This window comes from Pseudomonas nitroreducens (genome assembly GCF_024170165.1).
Lineage (GTDB): Bacteria > Pseudomonadota > Gammaproteobacteria > Pseudomonadales > Pseudomonadaceae > Pseudomonas > Pseudomonas nitroreducens_C.
On record NZ_JALJXP010000002.1, the window covers coordinates 97,325 to 113,763 of the forward strand.

Consider the following 16,439-nt stretch of genomic DNA (forward strand, 5'->3'; position numbering starts at 1 on the left):
GCCCAGCGGCGGCGTTCACTCATGGCCGGCGAGGTGCGGGCGAACCTGGGCGGCCAGCAGGTAGCCGCTGCCGCGCACGGTCTGGATCAGCCGCGCCGGCTTGTCGGTGTCACGCAGGCGCTGGCGCAGGCGCGACACGGCCATGTCGACGATACGCTCCAGCGGCATCACCTCGCGGCCACGGGTGGCGCTGGCGATGGTGTCGCGGTCGAGTATCTGCCGGGGGTTGTCGAGGAACAGCTTGAGCAGGGCGAAGTCGGCGCCACTGAGGAAATGTTCTTCGCCGTCCTCGTGGAACAGCCGGTGGCTGATGGTATCCAGCCGCCAGTCGTCGAAGGCGATGACCTCGCCGCCGCGCACCTGGGTGAACTGCGCGCGGCGCAGCAGCGCCTTGATCCGCGCCAGCAGCTCGCGGGGGCTGAAGGGTTTGCCGAGGTAATCGTCGGCGCCCAGCTCCAGGCCTACCACGCGGTCGGCCTCGTCGGAGCTGGCGGTGAGCATGATCACCGGCATGCAGGCGTGGCGCTGATGCGAGCGAATCCAGCGGCACAGGCTGAAGCCGTCCTCGTCGGGCAGCATCACGTCGAGGATCGCCAGGGCGGCGTCCTCGTCGCACAGCGCGCGGCGGAAGCTCTCGCCATCGGCGACGCTGCGCACCTGGAAGCCGGCGCGGCTGAGGTAGGTCTCCAGCAGCTCGCGGATTTCCTGGTCGTCGTCCACCAGCAGGATGGATCGGGCAGGCTGGTTCACTTCGGGCGTCCTTTCTTGTTGTTCTTCGAGGTGGAACGAAAAATCAGCCTTCGTTGCGCAGCGCCTGCTCCAGGGCTACACCGGCGCCGAACAGGCCCGGATGGTCGGCCGTCATGACCCATACCGGAACCGGGTCGAGGTACGGCCCGCTGGTCTTGCCACGGCTGCGGAAGGCCTCGGCGAAGCCGCTGCGCTGGAAGCGTTCGAGGAAGCGCGGGACGATGCCGCCGGTGATGTACACGCCCCCCAGCGCGCCGACCGTCAGCACGGCATTGCCGGCGACCCGCGCCAGCCAGACGAAGAAGTGTTCCAGTACCGCGTCGGCGTAGGCATCGCCAGCCATGGCGCGCTCGCCGATCTCGGCGGCGGTGGTGCATTTCGGCGCCACGCCATCGAGCTGGCAGCTCATGCGGTAGAGGTTTTCCAGGCCGCTGCCGGAGAGCACGCGCTCGGCCGAGACATGGCCGTACTTCTCGCGCAGCAGCTGCCAGAGGGCGAAGTCACGCTCGGAGGTCACCGGCAGGTCGACGTGGCCGCCTTCGCAGGGCAGCACTTCCCAGCCACCGTTCGGCAGCGGCATCAGGCTACCGACGCCCAGGCCGGTGCCCGGGCCGATGATCAGTTTGGCGCGACCTTCCAGCGGCTTGCCGGCGCGCACCTGCACCAGGTGCTCCTCCGACAGCCGCGAGGCCGCCCAGGCCATGGTGCTGAAGTCGTTCACCAGCAGCAGGTGGCTCAGGCCCAGTTCATGGCGGAACGCCTCGCGCTTGATCACCCAGTGGTTGTTGGTGAATTTAAAGTCGCCGGCGCCGACGGGCCCGGCACAGGCCAGGCAGACGTTGTCGACGGCGGACAGCGGCTGGCCGATACGCTGCAGGTAGTCGCGCACGGCGTCTTCCGGGCGCGGGTAGTCGGCGCAGGCCAGGACCTGGATGGATTCGAGGACTTCACCGCGCCACAGGGCGAAGCGCGCGTTGGTGCCGCCGATGTCGCCGACCAGGGCGAAACCGTTCGAGGCGGAGTGAGCTTTGTTGGAATTCATTGCGGGCTCGGGCCTGGAAGTGGAGGAAAAGATTCAGCTTAGGACAGCACCGCGAACGCTCCCGTGCGGCGGACAGGCAGTCCGGCCGCGCGGGAGGTTGCATCGATCAGCGCAAGCCGTCGAGCTCGGCGGTGAAGCTGCAGGCGCCCTGCTCGGCCGAACTGAAGGCGTTGCGCATGAAGGCGAACAGCTCGCGCCCCATGCCGACATTATCCAGTGCCGGGGTCTCGATGAGCGGACGGGCTTCCCATTCTGCCGCATCCACCAGCACGCGCAGCTCGCCGGTGGTGCCGTCGACGCGCACCACGTCGCCATCGCGCAGCCTGGCCAGCGGGCCGCCGTTGAGCGCCTCCGGGGACACGTGGATCGCCGCCGGCACCTTGCCGGAGGCGCCGGACATGCGCCCGTCGGTGACCAGCGCCACCTTGAAGCCACGGTCCTGCAGCACGCCGAGGAACGGCGTGAGCTTGTGCAGCTCCGGCATGCCGTTGGCGCGCGGCCCCTGGAAGCGCACCACGGCCACCAGGTCGCGCTCCAGCTCGCCGGCCTTGAAGGCGGCGGCCAGGCTCGACTGGTCGTGGAAGATGCGCACCGGGGCCTCGACGATCTGGTGCTCCAGCGCCACGGCGGAGACCTTCATCACGCCGCGGCCGAGGTTGCCTTCCATCAGGCGCAGGCCGCCTTCGGCGGAGAACGGCTTGTCGATGGGGCGCAGGATGTTCTCGTCCAGGCTCGCCGCCGGGCCTTCGCGCCAGACCAGCTTGCCGTCGTCGAGGAAGGGTTCCTGCAGGTAGCGACGCAGGCCCTTGCCAACCACGGTCTGCACGTCTTCATGCAGCAGGCCGCCATCGAGCAGCTGGCGGATCAGGAAGGACATGCCGCCCGCCGCCTGGAAGTGGTTGATGTCGGCCTGGCCGTTGGGATAGATGCGCGCCAGGGTCGGCACGATTTCGGAGAGGTCGGCCATGTCCTGCCAGGTCAGCTGGATGCCGGCGGCCTGGGCGATGGCCAGCAGGTGCAGGGTGTGGTTGGTCGAGCCGCCGGTGGCCAGCAGCGCCACCACCGAGTTGACCATGGCCTTCTCGTCGACGATCTCCGCCATGGGCACGAACTGGCCGTTCTCCGGCGCCAGGCGCGCGGCCTGGCGGGCGGCTTCGCGGGTCAGCTCGTCGCGCAGCGGGGTGTTCGGGTTGACGAAGGAGGCGCCCGGCAGGTGCAGGCCCATCACTTCCACCAGCAACTGGTTGGTGTTGGCGGTGCCATAGAAGGTACAGGTGCCCGGCGCATGGTAGGAGGCCATCTCCGAGGCCAGCAGCTCCTCGCGGGTGGCCTTGCCTTCGGCGAACAGCTGGCGCACTGCGGCCTTTTCCTTGTTGGAGATGCCGGTGGGCATCGGCCCGGCAGGCACGAACACCACCGGCAGGTGGCCGAAGCGCAGCGAGCCGATCAGCAGGCCGGGGACGATCTTGTCGCACACGCCCAGGCACAGCGCGGCGTCGAACATGTTGTGCGACAGCGCGATGGCGGTGCCCATGGCGATCACGTCGCGGCTGGCCAGGGACAGCTCCATCCCCGGCTCGCCCTGGGTCACGCCGTCACACATGGCCGGCACGCCGCCGGCGAACTGGCCGACCGAGCCGATCTGCCGCAGGGCGTCCTTGATCAGCTCCGGGAAGCGTTCCAGCGGCTGATGCGCGGAGAGCATGTCGTTGTAGGCGGAGACGATGGCGACGTTGGCCTGGTTCATCAGCCGCAGCGCCTGTTTGTCGGAATCACCACAAGCCGCGACGCCGTGGGCGAGGTTGCCGCAGGGCAGCGTGCCGCGGTGCGGGCCCTTGGTGGCGGCTGCCTTGACCAGGTCGAGGTAGCGCTGGCGTGTGGCCGCGCTGCGGGCCTGGATGCGCTGGGTGACTTCAAGCACACGAGGGTGCATGGCAGCATTCTCCTACAGACTATCGGTTGTTGTTTTTACAACATTATCGTTGATTACTCGGTGTTTACTTTTCATCAACGTGGAAATTTAATGGTTTTTACCACAACAAAAGAAAAGAGACGACCTCCATGACTATACGCCTGGCAATCAACGGATTTGGCCGCATCGGTCGGAACGTGCTCCGCGCGCTCTACTCGGGGCCGTATCGTCAGCACCTGCAAGTGGTGGCGATCAACGACCTGGGCGACGCGGCGATCAACGCCCACCTGTGCCAGTTCGACAGCGTGCACGGGCGCTTCGCCGGCCACGTCGAGCACGATGCCGAAAGCCTCAGGGTAGAGGGCGACCGCATTGCCGTCACGGCCATCCGCAATCCGGCGGAGTTGCCGTGGCAAGCCCTGGGAGTGGATATCGTGCTGGAGTGCACCGGCCTGTTCACCTCCCGCGACAAGGCCGCCGCGCACCTGCAGGCCGGCGCGCGCCAGGTGCTGATCTCCGCTCCCGGCCAGGACGTCGACGCCACGGTGGTGTTCGGCGTCAACGAAGGCATCCTGCGCGCGGAACAGCGCATCGTCTCCAACGCTTCCTGCACCACCAACTGCCTGGCGCCGGTGGCCCAGGTGCTGCATCGAGAACTGGGCATCGAGCATGGGCTGATGACCACCATCCACGCCTACACCAACGACCAGAACCTCTCCGACGTCTACCACAGCGACCCATACCGGGCGCGTTCGGCCACCCAGTCGATGATCCCGACCAGGACCGGCGCCGCCGAGGCGGTGGGTCTGGTGCTGCCGGAACTGGCCGGCAAGCTGACCGGCCTGGCGGTGCGCGTGCCGGTGATCAACGTATCGCTGGTGGACCTCACGCTGCAGGTCGCCCGCGACACCAGCGCGCAGGAGGTGAACGCGCTGCTGGAGCGCGCCAGCGAAACTTCGGCGATCCTCGGCTTCAACCGCCAGCCGCTGGTCTCGGTGGACTTCAACCACGACCCGCGCTCGGCGATCTTCGACGCCAGCCACACGCGGGTGAACGGCCGGCTGGTGAAGGTGATGGCCTGGTATGACAACGAATGGGGCTTCTCCAACCGCATGCTGGATACGGCGCGGGCGATGGCTGCAACACGCGGCTGACAACCTGTAGGGCGCATAACGCGCCAGCGTTATCCGCCGTGGAGGATGCGGCGGATAACCCGTTCCGGGTTATTCGCCCTACGCCTGTCTAGAGCCCCCACTGGAACCATCGCACTCCCCTTCGGCTGCCCTCTCCCTAACCCTGGCTGCGCGCCCCGCTCCGAAGGCAGAGGGGACTGGATCGGAGCAGGTTGAAACCATGGCATCAGCCGGCACGGACGGCCCCCTCTCCCTTCAGGGAGAGGGCTGGGGAGAGGGGAACCCAGGCACGGCGTTACCGGCAAACACCACTCAGCGATAAAGCCTTTTCCCCTGCGCCTCCAGCACCAGCAGGCGCATGTCCGCCTCGGCCAGGATCGCCTCCTGGCCCAGGTGGTCGACACGCTTCCACGCCTTGATTTCCTCGCGACTGCGACCGCAGCCCAGGCAGATGCCCTCGTCGAACTCACAGATCTTGATGCACGGACTCTTCACGGACTTCCTCGCGACTGATGGATGAATGTCGGTGGGCCTGCACAATGGACACCCGCGCGGCGCCAAGGTCCAACTCGATTTCCCCATCGGCGTCATCGACGCGGGCAATCGATGCGGTCATTGAAGTCGGCGCGCCTTGCTAGAATCCGCCCTCCACGCACTCCGGCGTCCCCCATGCTCGCCCTCAAGCTCACCCTGGTTCCGCTGTTCCTGCTGCTGGTGTCCCTTTCCGGGCGCTGGTGGGGGCCGACCGTGGCCGGCTGCCTCGCCGCCCTGCCCGCCATCGCCGGGCCGATCCTCTACCTGATCACCGTGGAGCACGGCCGCGACTTCGGCGCCCAGGCCGCGCGGCTGGCGCTGGCGGCGATCTTCGCTGCGGAAGCATTCAACTTCGCCTATGCCTGGCTGTGCCGGAAGCACCGTTGGCCGCTGGCCCTGAGCGGCGCAATGCTGGCCTGGCTGGTGGCTGCCTGGGCCCTGACGCAACTCCCTGTCTCGCCCGTCTGGGCACTGATCGCCGCAGCAATGGGCGCACTGACCAGTCAGCTGTTCATGCCCCGCGCCGAACCGTCAGGCAGCATCGCCGCGCTGGGCCGCTTCGAGCTGGGCCTGCGCATGCTTGCCGGTGCATTGCTGACACTGGCCGTCACCGCCCTCGCCGGCTGGGCCGGGCCGAGCTGGAGCGGCCTGCTGGCGGTGTTCCCGCTGCTCTCCATCGTGCTTTGCGTGTCGTCGCAACGCCTGCACGGCGCGGGCTTCGTCATCGCCCTGCTGCGCGGCATGGTCAGCGGGCGCCCGGCCTTCGCGGCGTTCTGCCTGTGGCTGGCGCTGCGCCTGCCGGCCAACGACACCCTGCCGAGCTTCGCCCAGGCCGCACTGCTGGCCGTGCTGGTTCAAGGCACGCTGCGCTGGCTGATCGGGCTCCGGTCACGCAAGGCCACCAACACCGCCTGAATGAAAAACGCCACGGCTGATCCAGCCGTGGCGTTTTCGTTCGCAGCAGCGCGTAACGCTTAGAGCAGCGTGAAGCTCTGCTCCTTCACGTTGTCCGAATCCAGGCCGACGTAGACCTTGAACTCGCCCGGCTCCGAGGCGTAGCGCAGCTGGCTGTCGTAGAAGCGCAGGTCTTCTTCGCGGATCGGGAACTGCACCACCTTCGACTCGCCCGGCTGCAGCAGGATCTTGCTGAAGCCCTTGAGCTCCTTGACCGGGCGGCTGATGGACGCGGCGACGTCGCGCAGGTAGAGCTGCACGGTGGTCTCGCCGGCGACCTTGCCGGTGTTCTTCACGGTCACGCTGGCGGTCAGCTGGTCACCCTTCTTCAGTTTGCTGCCGGACATCTTCACGTCCGAGACGCTGAAGTCGGTGTAGCTCAGGCCGTAGCCGAACGGGTACAGCGGGCCGTTCTGCGAGTCGAAGTAGCGCGAGGTGTACTTGTTCGGGTGCTCGTGGTCGAACGGGCGGCCGGTGTTCAGGTGGTTGTAGTAGATCGGCACCTGGCCCACCGAGCGCGGGAAGGTCATGGTCAGCTTGCCCGAGGGGTTGTAGTCGCCGAACAGTACGTCGGCGATGGCGTTGCCGCCCTCGGTGCCGCTGAACCAGGTTTCCAGCACGGCGTCGGCGTTGGCACTTTCCCAGCGCAGGTCCATCGGCCGGCCGTTCATCAGCACCAGCACCAGCGGCTTGCCGGTGGCCTTGAGGGCCTTGAGCAGCTCGATCTGGCTCTGCGCGATGTGCAGGTTGGTCTTGCTCGACGCCTCGTGGGCCATGCCCTGGGATTCGCCGACCACGGCCACCACCACGTCGGCCTGTTTCGCCTTCTCGACGGCTTCGTCGATCATGGCTTTCGGGCTGCGCGGGTCGACCTTGACGTCTTCGCTGTACTCGTTGAGGTATTTGACGATCTCCGGATCGTCGGTGACGTTGGCGCCCTTGGCGTAGAGCAGCGCGGCATGGCCACGGGTGGCGGCGCCCATACCCTCGAGCACGGTCACGGCCTGGAAGGCCTTGCCAGCGGCGGACCAACTGCCCATCACGTCGCGCTTGCTGTCGGCCAGCGGGCCGATCAGGGCGATCACGCCGTCGCGCTTGAGCGGCAGCACGCCGCCTTCGTTCTTCAGCAGGACCATGCCCTTGCGCGCGATCTCGCGGGCGTCGGCGCGGTGCAGGCGATCCTCGGCATCGGTATCGACCGGGTCCTTGCCCTGCAGGTAGCGGTACGGGTCCTGGAACAGGCCCATGTCCCACTTGGCGGCGAGCACGTCGCGGCAGGCACGGTCGATCTCGTCCTGGCTGATCAGCCCGGCCTTGAGCAGCTCGGGCATGTGCTTGCCGTAGAGGTCATCGTTCATGTTCATTTCGACGCCGGCGTTGATCGCCGCCTGGGTGGCGTCGCGCTCGGTAGCGGCCACGCCGTGCTTGATCAGCTCCAGCACCGCGCCGTGGTCGCTCAGGGTCAGGCCCTTGTAGCCCCACTGGCCGCGCAGCAGGTCCTGCAGCAGCCACTTGTTGGCGGTGGCCGGCACGCCGTTGATGCTGTTCAGCGAGACCATCACTGCCCCGGCGCCGGCATCAATGGCCGCGCGGTACGGTGGCAGGTAGTCCTGGAACATGCGCTGCGGGCTCATGTCCACGGTGTTGTAGTCGCGGCCGCCTTCGCCGGCGCCGTACAGGGCGAAGTGCTTGACCCCGGCCATGATGGTTTCCGGCTGGTTCAGGCCCTTGCCCTGGTAGCCCTTGACCACCGCGGCAGCAACCTTGCTGGTCAGCCAGGCGTCTTCGCCGAAGCCTTCGGAGACGCGGCCCCAGCGCGGATCGCGGGCGATGTCGACGGTGGGCGAATAGGTCAGGTTGAGACCGTCGGCGCTGGCTTCGATGGCCGAGACCCGCGCGCTGCGCTCGATGGCCGCCAGGTCCCAGCTCGCCGCCAGGCCCAGGCCGATGGGGAATACGGTGCGGTGGCCGTGGACCACGTCATAGGCGAAGAACAGCGGGATCTTCAGCCGGCTCTGCATGGCCGCGTCCTGCAGGTCGCGGATGCCCGGACGGACCACGGTGTTGAACACCGCGCCGGTGGTGCCCTCGGCGATTTCCTTCAGCAGTACCGGCTTGGGATGATCCGGCCCGACGCTGACCAGACGCAGCTGGCCGATCTTCTCTTCCAGCGTCATGCGCTGCATCAGGCTGTCGAGGAAGGCTTCCTTGGACTGGCCGGCCAACGGCACGGCAGGTGCGTCAGCAGGCGCCTGGGCGGCGGAAAGCGAAGCGCTGCTCAGGCCCAGCAGAAGGCCGAGCCAGCAGATACGGCTGATTGGAGTTCTTTTCATATGGGTACTCAGCCGCCTGCGCGAGGCGCCAGGCCACTGTGGATTGTTGTCGAGGATCGTCGAAGGGACGGGGATTCCGGCTGCTCCCCCGGGTGTAGCGGCCGGCGCCTTTCGAACGCGGCACATAAGGTCGTCGCGCGGGGCGCGGAAGTCAATCACCGAACGGCTGGAAAGCCTGGGTCAGATGCGCCAGAGGCCGGACTCAATGGTCGCGGTTGCGCGCATTGAACTCCATTTCCTCGAGCATGGCTTCGCGCAGGGCACGCTCTTCATCCCATTCGTCTTCCGCCGGCGCGGACGGCGCGGGGGCCAGCGCTGGCGCGGCCACCTCGGGCTCGGCTTGCGCTTCGGGCTGGGCAGCCACCTGGGCTGCGCCCTGCGGCTCGACCTCCGGCAGCGCATGCACGCCACTGAAGTCGGCATCCACCCCGGTGTCCTCGTCGTCGCTCGGCGGGCGGTCGATCAGGTCGTCGAAGTCGGTCTTCAAGCCCTGTTCCATCTCGTCCAGCTCGGCGAGCAGACTGCGGAAGCTGGTCTCCTCCTTCGGCTCCTCCGGCGGTGCGGGCTCCGGCTCCTCGCCGGCATCGCGCACGGCCTGGTCGGCCAGGGCCTGCAGCGACGGCGGCACATAGTCCTCGTCGTATTCCTCGGGGCTCGGCAGGCTGGCCACCGGCGCCATGTCCTCGAGGATCGGCTGCGGCTCGGGCTCCATCAGTTTCAGCTCGGCCAGCGGCGGCAGGTCTTCCAGGCTCTTGAGGTTGAAGTAGTCGAGGAAGGTGCGGGTGGTGGCGAGCATCGCCGGGCGGCCGGGGACTTCGCGGTAGCCGACGATGCGGATCCACTCGCGCTCCATCAGCGTCTTGACGATCTGGGTGTTCACCGCGACGCCACGGATTTCCTCGATCTCGCCCCGGGTGATGGGCTGGCGGTAGGCGATCAGCGCCAGGGTCTCCAGCAGCGCACGGGAATAGCGCTGCGGGCGCTCCTCCCAGAGCCGGCCGACCCAGGAGGCGAACTTCTCGCGCACCTGCAGGCGGTAGCCGGTGGCGACTTCCTTCAGCTCGAAGGCCCGCCCGGAACAGGACAGACTCAGCACCGCCAGCGCATCGCGGAACTGCTGCGGCTCGGGGCGCTCGGCCTCCTCGAACAGCTCGCCGAGGCGCTCCAGCGACATGGGCTTGCCGGCAGCCAGGAGGATGCCTTCGAGCAGGGTCGCCAGTTCTTGCGGGTCGGAGAGATTCATCGGGAACTCGGGTCGGGGTTGAAGGTTTCGCCGTTCAGGCGGGAAAGCTACTCAAAGCGCGGCGCCAGGGCAACGCTGGCGGCTCAGAGCGGCTCTTCGTCCGGCTCCGCGTCACCTTCCGGGCCGTCGAAGTGGCCATCCTCGAAGGTCAGCTCGGCAGGCGGCTCGTCGCGGGGCTCGAAGACGTCTTCGTCACCCTCCTCCAGCAGCTCTTCCGCTACCTCGCCGAAGCGCGCGGGGCCCTCCTGCACTTCGCTGCGGGCGCGGACGTGGATCGGTGCGAAGGCTTCGTTCTGCACCAGCTCCACCAGCTGTTCCTTGACCAGCTCCAACACCGCCATGAAGGTCACCACCACGCCAAGCTTTCCTTCGTCGACGCGGAACAGGCTGATGAAGGGCACGAAGCCCTCACCCTTCAGGCGTTCGAGGATCTCGGTCATGCGTTCGCGGGTGGAGAGCATCTCGCGGGTGACCTGGTGGCTCTCGAACAGGTCGGCGCGGCGCAGCACCTCGGCCATGCACAGCATCAGCTCCTGCATGTCCACTTCCGGCAGCAGCCGGCGCGCCCGCGCATCCGGCGCGGCGACGGTGGGCACCACGTAGTCGCGGCCAAGGCGTGGCAGGTCGTCGAGGTCCTCGGCGGCCTTCTTGAAGCGTTCGTACTCCTGCAGGCGGCGGATCAGCTCGGCGCGCGGGTCTTCCTCTTCTTCCTCGGCCTCGGCCGAGCGCGGCAGCAGCATGCGCGACTTGATCTCGGCGAGCATGGCGGCCATCACCAGGTACTCGGCGGCCAGCTCCAGGCGCACCGACTTCATCAGCTCGACATAGCCCATGTACTGGCGGGTGATCTCCGCCACGGGGATGTCGAGGATGTTGATGTTCTGCTTGCGGATCAGGTAGAGCAGCAGGTCGAGCGGGCCTTCGAAGGCTTCGAGGAAGACCTCCAGGGCGTCCGGCGGGATGTACAGGTCCTGCGGCATCTCCGTCAGGGCCTCGCCATAGACGAGCGCCAGCTGCACCGGCACCTGGTATTCAGGGGCGGCGGCGGGGGCTTCCGGCTCGGTCAGGTCACTCATCGGCCACTCGTCAGGCGCTGGGGTTCGAAGGCGGCATTATCCCTGCTTTTGCCGGCGGCGCGAGGGGCTTTTGGCTCAAGGGATGGGCGGTGTCACATCATTGGCAGGCCGTGCTCTAACAGAAAGCATCGCGGCGGAATCGGTTCTGTTCGGCAGAATCCCCATGTGCGGCGCTCCTTGTAGGAGCGCGCCATGCGCGCGATCGCGGGCATGGCCCGCTCCTACACCGTCAGTTGATCCGCGCGCCCGTCAGCGGTAGGACAACCCCATCGCATGGCGCACTTCCACCAGCGTCTCTCGTGCGGCCTCGCGGGCGCGCTCGGCGCCTTCGGCGAGGATGCTGCGCACCAGTTCGGGATTGTCCTCGTAGTCCAGCGCGCGCTCCTGGATCGGCGCCAGTTCGTGGAGGATCGACTCGATCACCGGCCGCTTGCAGTCCAGGCAGCCGATCCCGGCGCTGCGGCAACCTTCCTGCACCCACTGGCGGCAACCGTCGTCGGAGTAGATCAGGTGCCACTGCCATACCGGGCAGCGCTCCGGGTCGCCCGGATCGCGGCGGTGCACCCGCGCGGGGTCGGTGGGCATGCGCGCGATCTTTTCCTCGATCACCGCCGGGCTGTCGCGCAGGGCAATAGTGTTGTGGTGCGACTTGGACATCTTCTGCCCGTCCAGCCCCGGCATCTTCGGTGCGTGGCTGGTGAGGGTCTGCGGCTCGGGCAGCAGCACGCGGCTGCTGCCTTCGAGGTAGCCGAACAGCCGGTCGCGGTCGCCCAGGGTCAGGCTCTGCTGCTCCATGAGCAGCGCGCGGGCGGTCTCCAGCGCCTCGGCGTCGCCCTGTTCCTGCCAGGCGCGGCGCAGGCTGCTGTAGAGCTTGCCGGTCTTCTTGCCCAGGCGCGCGATGGCGGTCTGGGCGCGGTCTTCGAAGTCCACCTCGCCACCGTACAGGTGGTTGAAGCGGCGGGCGATCTCGCGGGTGAATTCGACGTGGGCGAACTGGTCCGAGCCCACCGGCACCAGGCCTGCGCGGTAGATCAGGATGTCCGCGGCCTGCAACAGCGGATAGCCGAGGAAGCCGAAGGTGGAGAGGTCCTTGTGCACCAGCTTTTCCTGCAGCTCCTTGTACGTCGGCACGCGCTCCAGCCAGGACAGCGGGCAGAGCATCGACAGCAGCAGGTTCAGCTCGGCGTGCTCGGGCACCTGGGACTGGATGAACAGCGTCGCGGCGCTGGGGCTTACGCCCACCGCCAGCCAGTCGATGGCCATGTCGCGCACGTGCTGGCGGATGCTGGCGGTCTCGTCGTACTCGGTGGTCAGGGCATGCCAGTCGACGATGGAGAAGTAGCATTCGTACTCGTGCTGCAGCTTCACCCAGCTCTGCAGCACACCGTGGTAATGCCCCAGGTGCAGGCGCCCGGTGGGGCGCATGCCGGACAGCACACGGCGCAGGGATTCGACGCTGGTCAAGCGGTCAACCTCGCGGGTTCGGCGATGGGACGAGGGAGTATAGCCAGCACGCCGGGCGTGTTCAGGCGTTGACCATGAAGGGTTCCGGGTCGCCGCAACCGACACGCACGACCACCGGGTCTTCGTCGGTCAGGGCGATCACGGTGGAAGCCTCACCGCCGCCGAAGCCGCCGTCGATGATCAGGTCGACCAGGTGCTCCAGCGAATCGCGCATCTCGTACGGATCGTTCAGCGGCTCGCTCTGGCCCGGCAGGATCAGGCTGACGCTCATCAGCGGCTCGCCCAGTTCCTCCAGCAGCGCCAGGGCGATCGGGCAGGCCGGCACACGCAGGCCGATGGTGCGGCGCTTGGGATGCAGCAGCATGCGCGGCACTTCGCGGGTAGCGTTGAGGATGAAGGTGTAGGGGCCGGGCGTGTGCGCCTTGAGCAGGCGGAACAGGCCGGTGTCGACCTTGGCGTAGAGGCCCAGCTCTGACAGGTCGCGGCAGACCAGGGTGAAGTTGTGCTTGTCGTCGAGCCGGCGGATGTGGCGGATGCGCTCCACCGCGGACTTCTCGCCGATGCGGCAGCCCAGCGCGTAGGAGGAGTCGGTGGGATAGGCGATCACCCCGCCCTGCCGGACGATCTCCACTGCCTGCTTGATCAGGCGCGCCTGGGGATTTTCCGGGTGGATCTGAAAGAACTGGCTCATGGAGTCTCCTTGATCCCGATGGCGTTCTCGGCGCTGGCGAAGCGCGGCCAGAGCGGCGGCAGGTCGTCCGGTACGCTCCGGTAAAGGCCCAGCTCCGACCAGTCGCTGGGGCCATGGAAGTCACTGCCGGCGGTGACCATCAGGCCGAATTCGCGGGCGAGGATGCTCAGCACGCCGACCTGCTCGGCCGGCTGCGGGCCGTTGCAGACTTCCAGTGCATGGCCGCCGGCGGCGATGAAGTCGGCCAGCAGCTTGCGCCGCTTGGTACGGGTGAAGTCGTACTGGTAGGGGTGCGCCAGGCTGATCCAGGCGCCCGCCGCACGCAGCGTGCCGACCGCGTCGGCGAGACTCGGCCAGTGCTGCTTGACGTCGCCCAGCTTGCCGGCGCCCAGCCACTTGCGGAAGGCTTCGGCGCGGTCCTTGACATGGCCCTGGCGCAGCAGGAATTCGGCGAAATGCGGGCGCGCCGGGGCATTCTCGCTGTCGCCCAGTTCAGCCTGAATCGCCCGCGCCCCTTCGAAGGCGCCGGGCATGCCCTTGGCTTCCAGGCGCCGGCCGATTTCCTCGGCGCGGGTCCAGCGGGCGCGGTGCAGGTCGTCCAGCGCCTGCACCAGCGGGTCGGCCGTCGCATCGAAGCCGTAGCCCAGCACATGAATGGTCGCCCCGCCCCAGGTGCAGGACACCTCGACGCCGTCCACCAGCTCCATGCCCAGCGCCTGCGCAGCGCGGCGCGCCTCGGGCAGGCCGTCGAGGGTGTCGTGGTCGGTCAGGGCCAGCACGCGCACGCCGCGCCCATGGGCACGCTCGACCAGGGCCGTCGGGCTGAGCTGTCCGTCGGACGCGGTGCTGTGGCAGTGCAGATCGACTCGCATGGGGCTTCCAGGGAATGCAGGGTGGCTGTGTGTCAGGATAGCTATGTGTCGGAGCAGAGTGGTGTTGGGATAGCTTTCTGTATAGACGCTTCTGTGCCAACGCTCCCGCGGCAACGCATTGAAACCATGATCTGACGCAGCGTTGGGCGGATGGCTCTTTCAGTTCATCCGCAGGTTGGTATTATGCCGGCTCTACTGGGCTCTGGCTGCCGTAATGAAGCAATTCATCGATTTCATTCCCCTCATCCTCTTTTTCATCGTCTACAAGCTCGACCCGCGCAACGTCGAACTCGCCGGCCAGAGCTTCTCGGTCGGCGGGATCTACAGCGCCACGGCCGTCCTGATTGCCGCTTCCGTTCTGGTCTACGGCACGCTGCTGATCAAGCAGCGCAAGCTGGACAAGGGCCAGTGGGTGACGCTCGCCGCCTGTCTGGTGTTCGGCGGCATGACCCTGGCCTTCCACAGCGAGACCTTCCTCAAGTGGAAGGCGCCGGTGGTGAACTGGCTGTTCGCCCTGGCCTTCGCCGGCAGTCACTTCATTGGCGGGCAACCGCTGATCCAGCGCATCATGGGCCACGCGGTGCACCTGACCGATTCCCTCTGGGCGAAGCTGAACGTCGCCTGGGTGCTGTTCTTCCTGATCTGCGGCTGTGTCCAGCTGTTCGTCGCCTTCACCTTCCAGGACTACTGGGTGGACTTCAAGGTGTTCGGCAGCCTGGGCATGACCCTGCTGTTCCTGATCGGCCAGGGCGTGTTCCTGGCCCGCCACATGCACGATGAGCCTACCGGCGAGAAACCCAAGGACTGACATGCTCTACGCGATCATTGCCCGTGATATCACCGCTTCCCAAGAACGCCGTCTGGCCGCCCGTCCCGCGCACATCGCACGCCTGGAGCAGCTGAAGGAAGAAGGCCGCCTGGTCCTGGCCGGCCCGCACCCGGCCATCGACAGCAACGACCCGGGCGCCGCTGGCTTCACCGGCAGCCTGATCGTCGCCGAGTTCGATTCCCTGGCTGCCGCCCAGACCTGGGCCGACGCCGACCCGTACCGCGCCGCCGGAGTCTACGCCGAAGTCGTGGTAAAGCCGTTCAAGAAAGTCCTGCCCTAACAGCGCGCGAGCGTTGCACCCCGCGGCACGGAGCGCCACGGGGCATCGCAGCCGGACAGCGCCGGGATGGCCATGGACGGCGGCACATCATCGAACAAGGAGTCCCGATGCGCCGTTTGCCCCTGCTCGCCTGCCTCGCCCTGCCGCTGCCCGCCCTCGCCGAAGAGCCCGTCACGGAGCAACCGGCGCAAAGCGCTGTCCAAGCACCAACTCAACCGCCGGCTGCGCAGCCTGAACTGGAGCAGCGCCTGGCCGACAGCGAGCGGCAGCGTGCCGAACTGGCCGCGCAGCTGGCCAACCCTGACAACAGCCAGGACGAAGCCCGCATCGCCCGCCTGACCCAGGAGAACCAGCGCCTGAAGCTGCAGCTGCGCGAGGCCCAGGCCAACCAGCCACCGCGCCTGCTCAGCGAGCAGCAGACCTGGTACGTAACCGGCGCCGGCACCGCCCTGCTGGCGTTCATCCTCGGCATGCTCAGCCGTGGCCGCCGCCGCTCGCGCCGCGAATGGATCAACTGAAAGAAGCCTCTTCATGAGTGAACTGCTGCTGATCGACGACGACGTCGAACTCTGCGAACTGCTGACCACCTGGCTGACCCAGGAAGGCTTCAGCATCCGCGCCGCCCACGATGGTGCGCAAGCCCGCGCCGCGCTGGGCAGCCGCGCGCCGGACGCGGTCGTGCTCGACGTCATGCTGCCCGACGGCAGCGGGCTGGAGCTGCTCAAATCGCTGCGCAGCGACCACCCTGACCTGCCGGTGCTGATGCTCTCCGCCCGCGGCGAGCCGCTGGACCGCATCCTCGGCCTGGAACTGGGCGCCGACGACTACCTGGCCAAGCCCTGCGACCCCCGCGAGCTGACCGCCCGCCTGCGTGCCGTGCTGCGTCGCAGCCACCCCGCGCAACCCGCCGCGCAGCTGGAACTGGGTGATCTGGCGCTGAACCTGTCGCGCGGCGTGGCCACCATCGGCACCGAAGAAATCAGCCTGACCCTCTCCGAGAGCCGCATCCTCGAAGCCCTGCTGCGCCAGCCGGGCGAGCCGCTGGACAAACAGGCCCTGGCGCAACTCGCCCTGGGCCGCAAGCTGACCCTGTACGACCGCAGCCTGGACATGCACGTCAGCAACCTGCGCAAGAAGCTCGGCAGCCACCCCGACGGTCGCCCGCGCATCCTCGCCCTGCGCGGGCGCGGCTACTTCTACGCAGCCTGAACCCTCGCCATGCGGAAGGTCCGGGCCGCTCTGGCCCGGGCTTCGCAAAGATTCCAGCCGGGCTTCACGTAATCTTTACCGAAGCTTTACGTGGGACTGACCGCCCTTGACCTTGCC

General features: G+C 67.5%; 17 protein-coding genes. 6 read left to right on the top strand and 11 right to left on the bottom strand.

The genetic code is table 11. The annotated features are described in order from the left end of the window. Nucleotides 1-15 precede the first annotated feature (15 nt). The 3 genes from J2T47_RS04785 to edd form a co-directional block, all read right to left on the bottom strand. The gene (locus J2T47_RS04785; protein ID WP_253442966.1) at nucleotides 16-750 is read right to left on the bottom strand and encodes a response regulator; all 735 of its coding nucleotides are present in this window, start codon (nucleotides 748-750) and stop codon (nucleotides 16-18) included. Nucleotides 751-793: 43 nt separating this feature from the next. Continuing rightward, entirely contained in the window at nucleotides 794-1,792 is a 999-nt protein-coding gene (locus tag J2T47_RS04790; protein ID WP_253442967.1) for a glucokinase, read from the bottom strand. A gap of 106 nt (nucleotides 1,793-1,898) precedes the next feature. Then, a complete protein-coding gene (gene edd, locus J2T47_RS04795) occupies nucleotides 1,899-3,725 on the bottom strand; it encodes a phosphogluconate dehydratase (RefSeq protein WP_253442968.1) in 1,827 nt (608 codons plus the stop codon). A 128-nt stretch (nucleotides 3,726-3,853) separates the two neighbouring features. Here edd and gap point away from each other — a divergent pair, with 128 nt between their 5' ends. Beyond that, entirely contained in the window at nucleotides 3,854-4,858 is a 1,005-nt protein-coding gene (gene gap, locus J2T47_RS04800; RefSeq protein ID WP_253442971.1) for a type I glyceraldehyde-3-phosphate dehydrogenase, read from the top strand. A 291-nt stretch (nucleotides 4,859-5,149) separates the two neighbouring features. Here gap and J2T47_RS04805 read toward each other — a convergent pair whose 3' ends face one another. Further along, entirely contained in the window at nucleotides 5,150-5,332 is a 183-nt protein-coding gene (locus J2T47_RS04805) for a DUF1289 domain-containing protein (RefSeq protein WP_253442973.1), read from the bottom strand. Further along, nucleotides 5,304-5,453: a hypothetical protein gene (locus J2T47_RS04810; RefSeq protein ID WP_253442975.1), complete on the bottom strand. Its 150-nt coding sequence runs from the start codon at nucleotides 5,451-5,453 to the stop codon at nucleotides 5,304-5,306. Before J2T47_RS04810 ends, J2T47_RS04805 begins: the two co-directional genes overlap by 29 nt. A gap of 53 nt (nucleotides 5,454-5,506) precedes the next feature. On the opposite strand from J2T47_RS04810, the gene J2T47_RS04815 reads away from it, so the two are divergent. Continuing rightward, entirely contained in the window at nucleotides 5,507-6,286 is a 780-nt protein-coding gene (locus tag J2T47_RS04815; protein ID WP_253442977.1) for a hypothetical protein, read from the top strand. A 59-nt stretch (nucleotides 6,287-6,345) separates the two neighbouring features. On the opposite strand, the gene bglX is transcribed toward J2T47_RS04815, so the two are convergent. The 6 genes from bglX to J2T47_RS04845 all read right to left on the bottom strand — a co-directional run bounded on the left by bglX (nucleotide 6,346) and on the right by J2T47_RS04845 (nucleotide 14,004). Beyond that, a complete protein-coding gene (gene bglX / locus J2T47_RS04820) occupies nucleotides 6,346-8,643 on the bottom strand; it encodes a beta-glucosidase BglX (RefSeq protein WP_253443778.1) in 2,298 nt (765 codons plus the stop codon). A 217-nt stretch (nucleotides 8,644-8,860) separates the two neighbouring features. Beyond that, on the bottom strand, nucleotides 8,861-9,901 hold the full coding sequence (gene scpB / locus J2T47_RS04825) for an SMC-Scp complex subunit ScpB (RefSeq protein ID WP_253442978.1): 1,041 nt from the start codon (nucleotides 9,899-9,901) through the stop codon (nucleotides 8,861-8,863). A gap of 83 nt (nucleotides 9,902-9,984) precedes the next feature. Continuing rightward, a complete protein-coding gene (locus tag J2T47_RS04830) occupies nucleotides 9,985-10,848 on the bottom strand; it encodes a segregation and condensation protein A (protein ID WP_253443781.1) in 864 nt (287 codons plus the stop codon). Nucleotides 10,849-11,226: 378 nt separating this feature from the next. Then, nucleotides 11,227-12,441 carry a tryptophan--tRNA ligase gene (locus tag J2T47_RS04835; protein ID WP_253442979.1) on the bottom strand — a complete coding sequence of 405 codons (1,215 nt, stop codon included), beginning with the start codon at nucleotides 12,439-12,441 and terminating at the stop codon, nucleotides 11,227-11,229. A gap of 61 nt (nucleotides 12,442-12,502) precedes the next feature. Then, entirely contained in the window at nucleotides 12,503-13,132 is a 630-nt protein-coding gene (locus J2T47_RS04840) for an L-threonylcarbamoyladenylate synthase (protein ID WP_045210146.1), read from the bottom strand. After that, nucleotides 13,129-14,004: a PHP domain-containing protein gene (locus J2T47_RS04845; protein ID WP_253442980.1), complete on the bottom strand. Its 876-nt coding sequence runs from the start codon at nucleotides 14,002-14,004 to the stop codon at nucleotides 13,129-13,131. Before J2T47_RS04845 ends, J2T47_RS04840 begins: the two co-directional genes overlap by 4 nt. Before the next feature lie 214 nt (nucleotides 14,005-14,218). On the opposite strand from J2T47_RS04845, the gene J2T47_RS04850 reads away from it, so the two are divergent. The 4 genes from J2T47_RS04850 (at nucleotide 14,219) to J2T47_RS04865 (ending at nucleotide 16,322) form a co-directional block, all read left to right on the top strand. Beyond that, nucleotides 14,219-14,812, top strand: coding sequence for a septation protein A (locus J2T47_RS04850; protein ID WP_253442981.1), 594 nt, complete (start codon nucleotides 14,219-14,221; stop codon nucleotides 14,810-14,812). Nucleotide 14,813: 1 nt separating this feature from the next. After that, entirely contained in the window at nucleotides 14,814-15,113 is a 300-nt protein-coding gene (locus J2T47_RS04855; protein ID WP_192431999.1) for a YciI family protein, read from the top strand. Between the two features lie 107 nt (nucleotides 15,114-15,220). Beyond that, complete coding sequence (locus tag J2T47_RS04860; protein ID WP_253442982.1) at nucleotides 15,221-15,631, top strand: translation initiation factor 2 (IF-2, GTPase); 411 nt, start codon at nucleotides 15,221-15,223, stop codon at nucleotides 15,629-15,631. Nucleotides 15,632-15,644: 13 nt separating this feature from the next. Further along, nucleotides 15,645-16,322, top strand: coding sequence for a response regulator transcription factor (locus J2T47_RS04865; RefSeq protein ID WP_253442983.1), 678 nt, complete (start codon nucleotides 15,645-15,647; stop codon nucleotides 16,320-16,322). Nucleotides 16,323-16,439 lie beyond the last annotated feature (117 nt).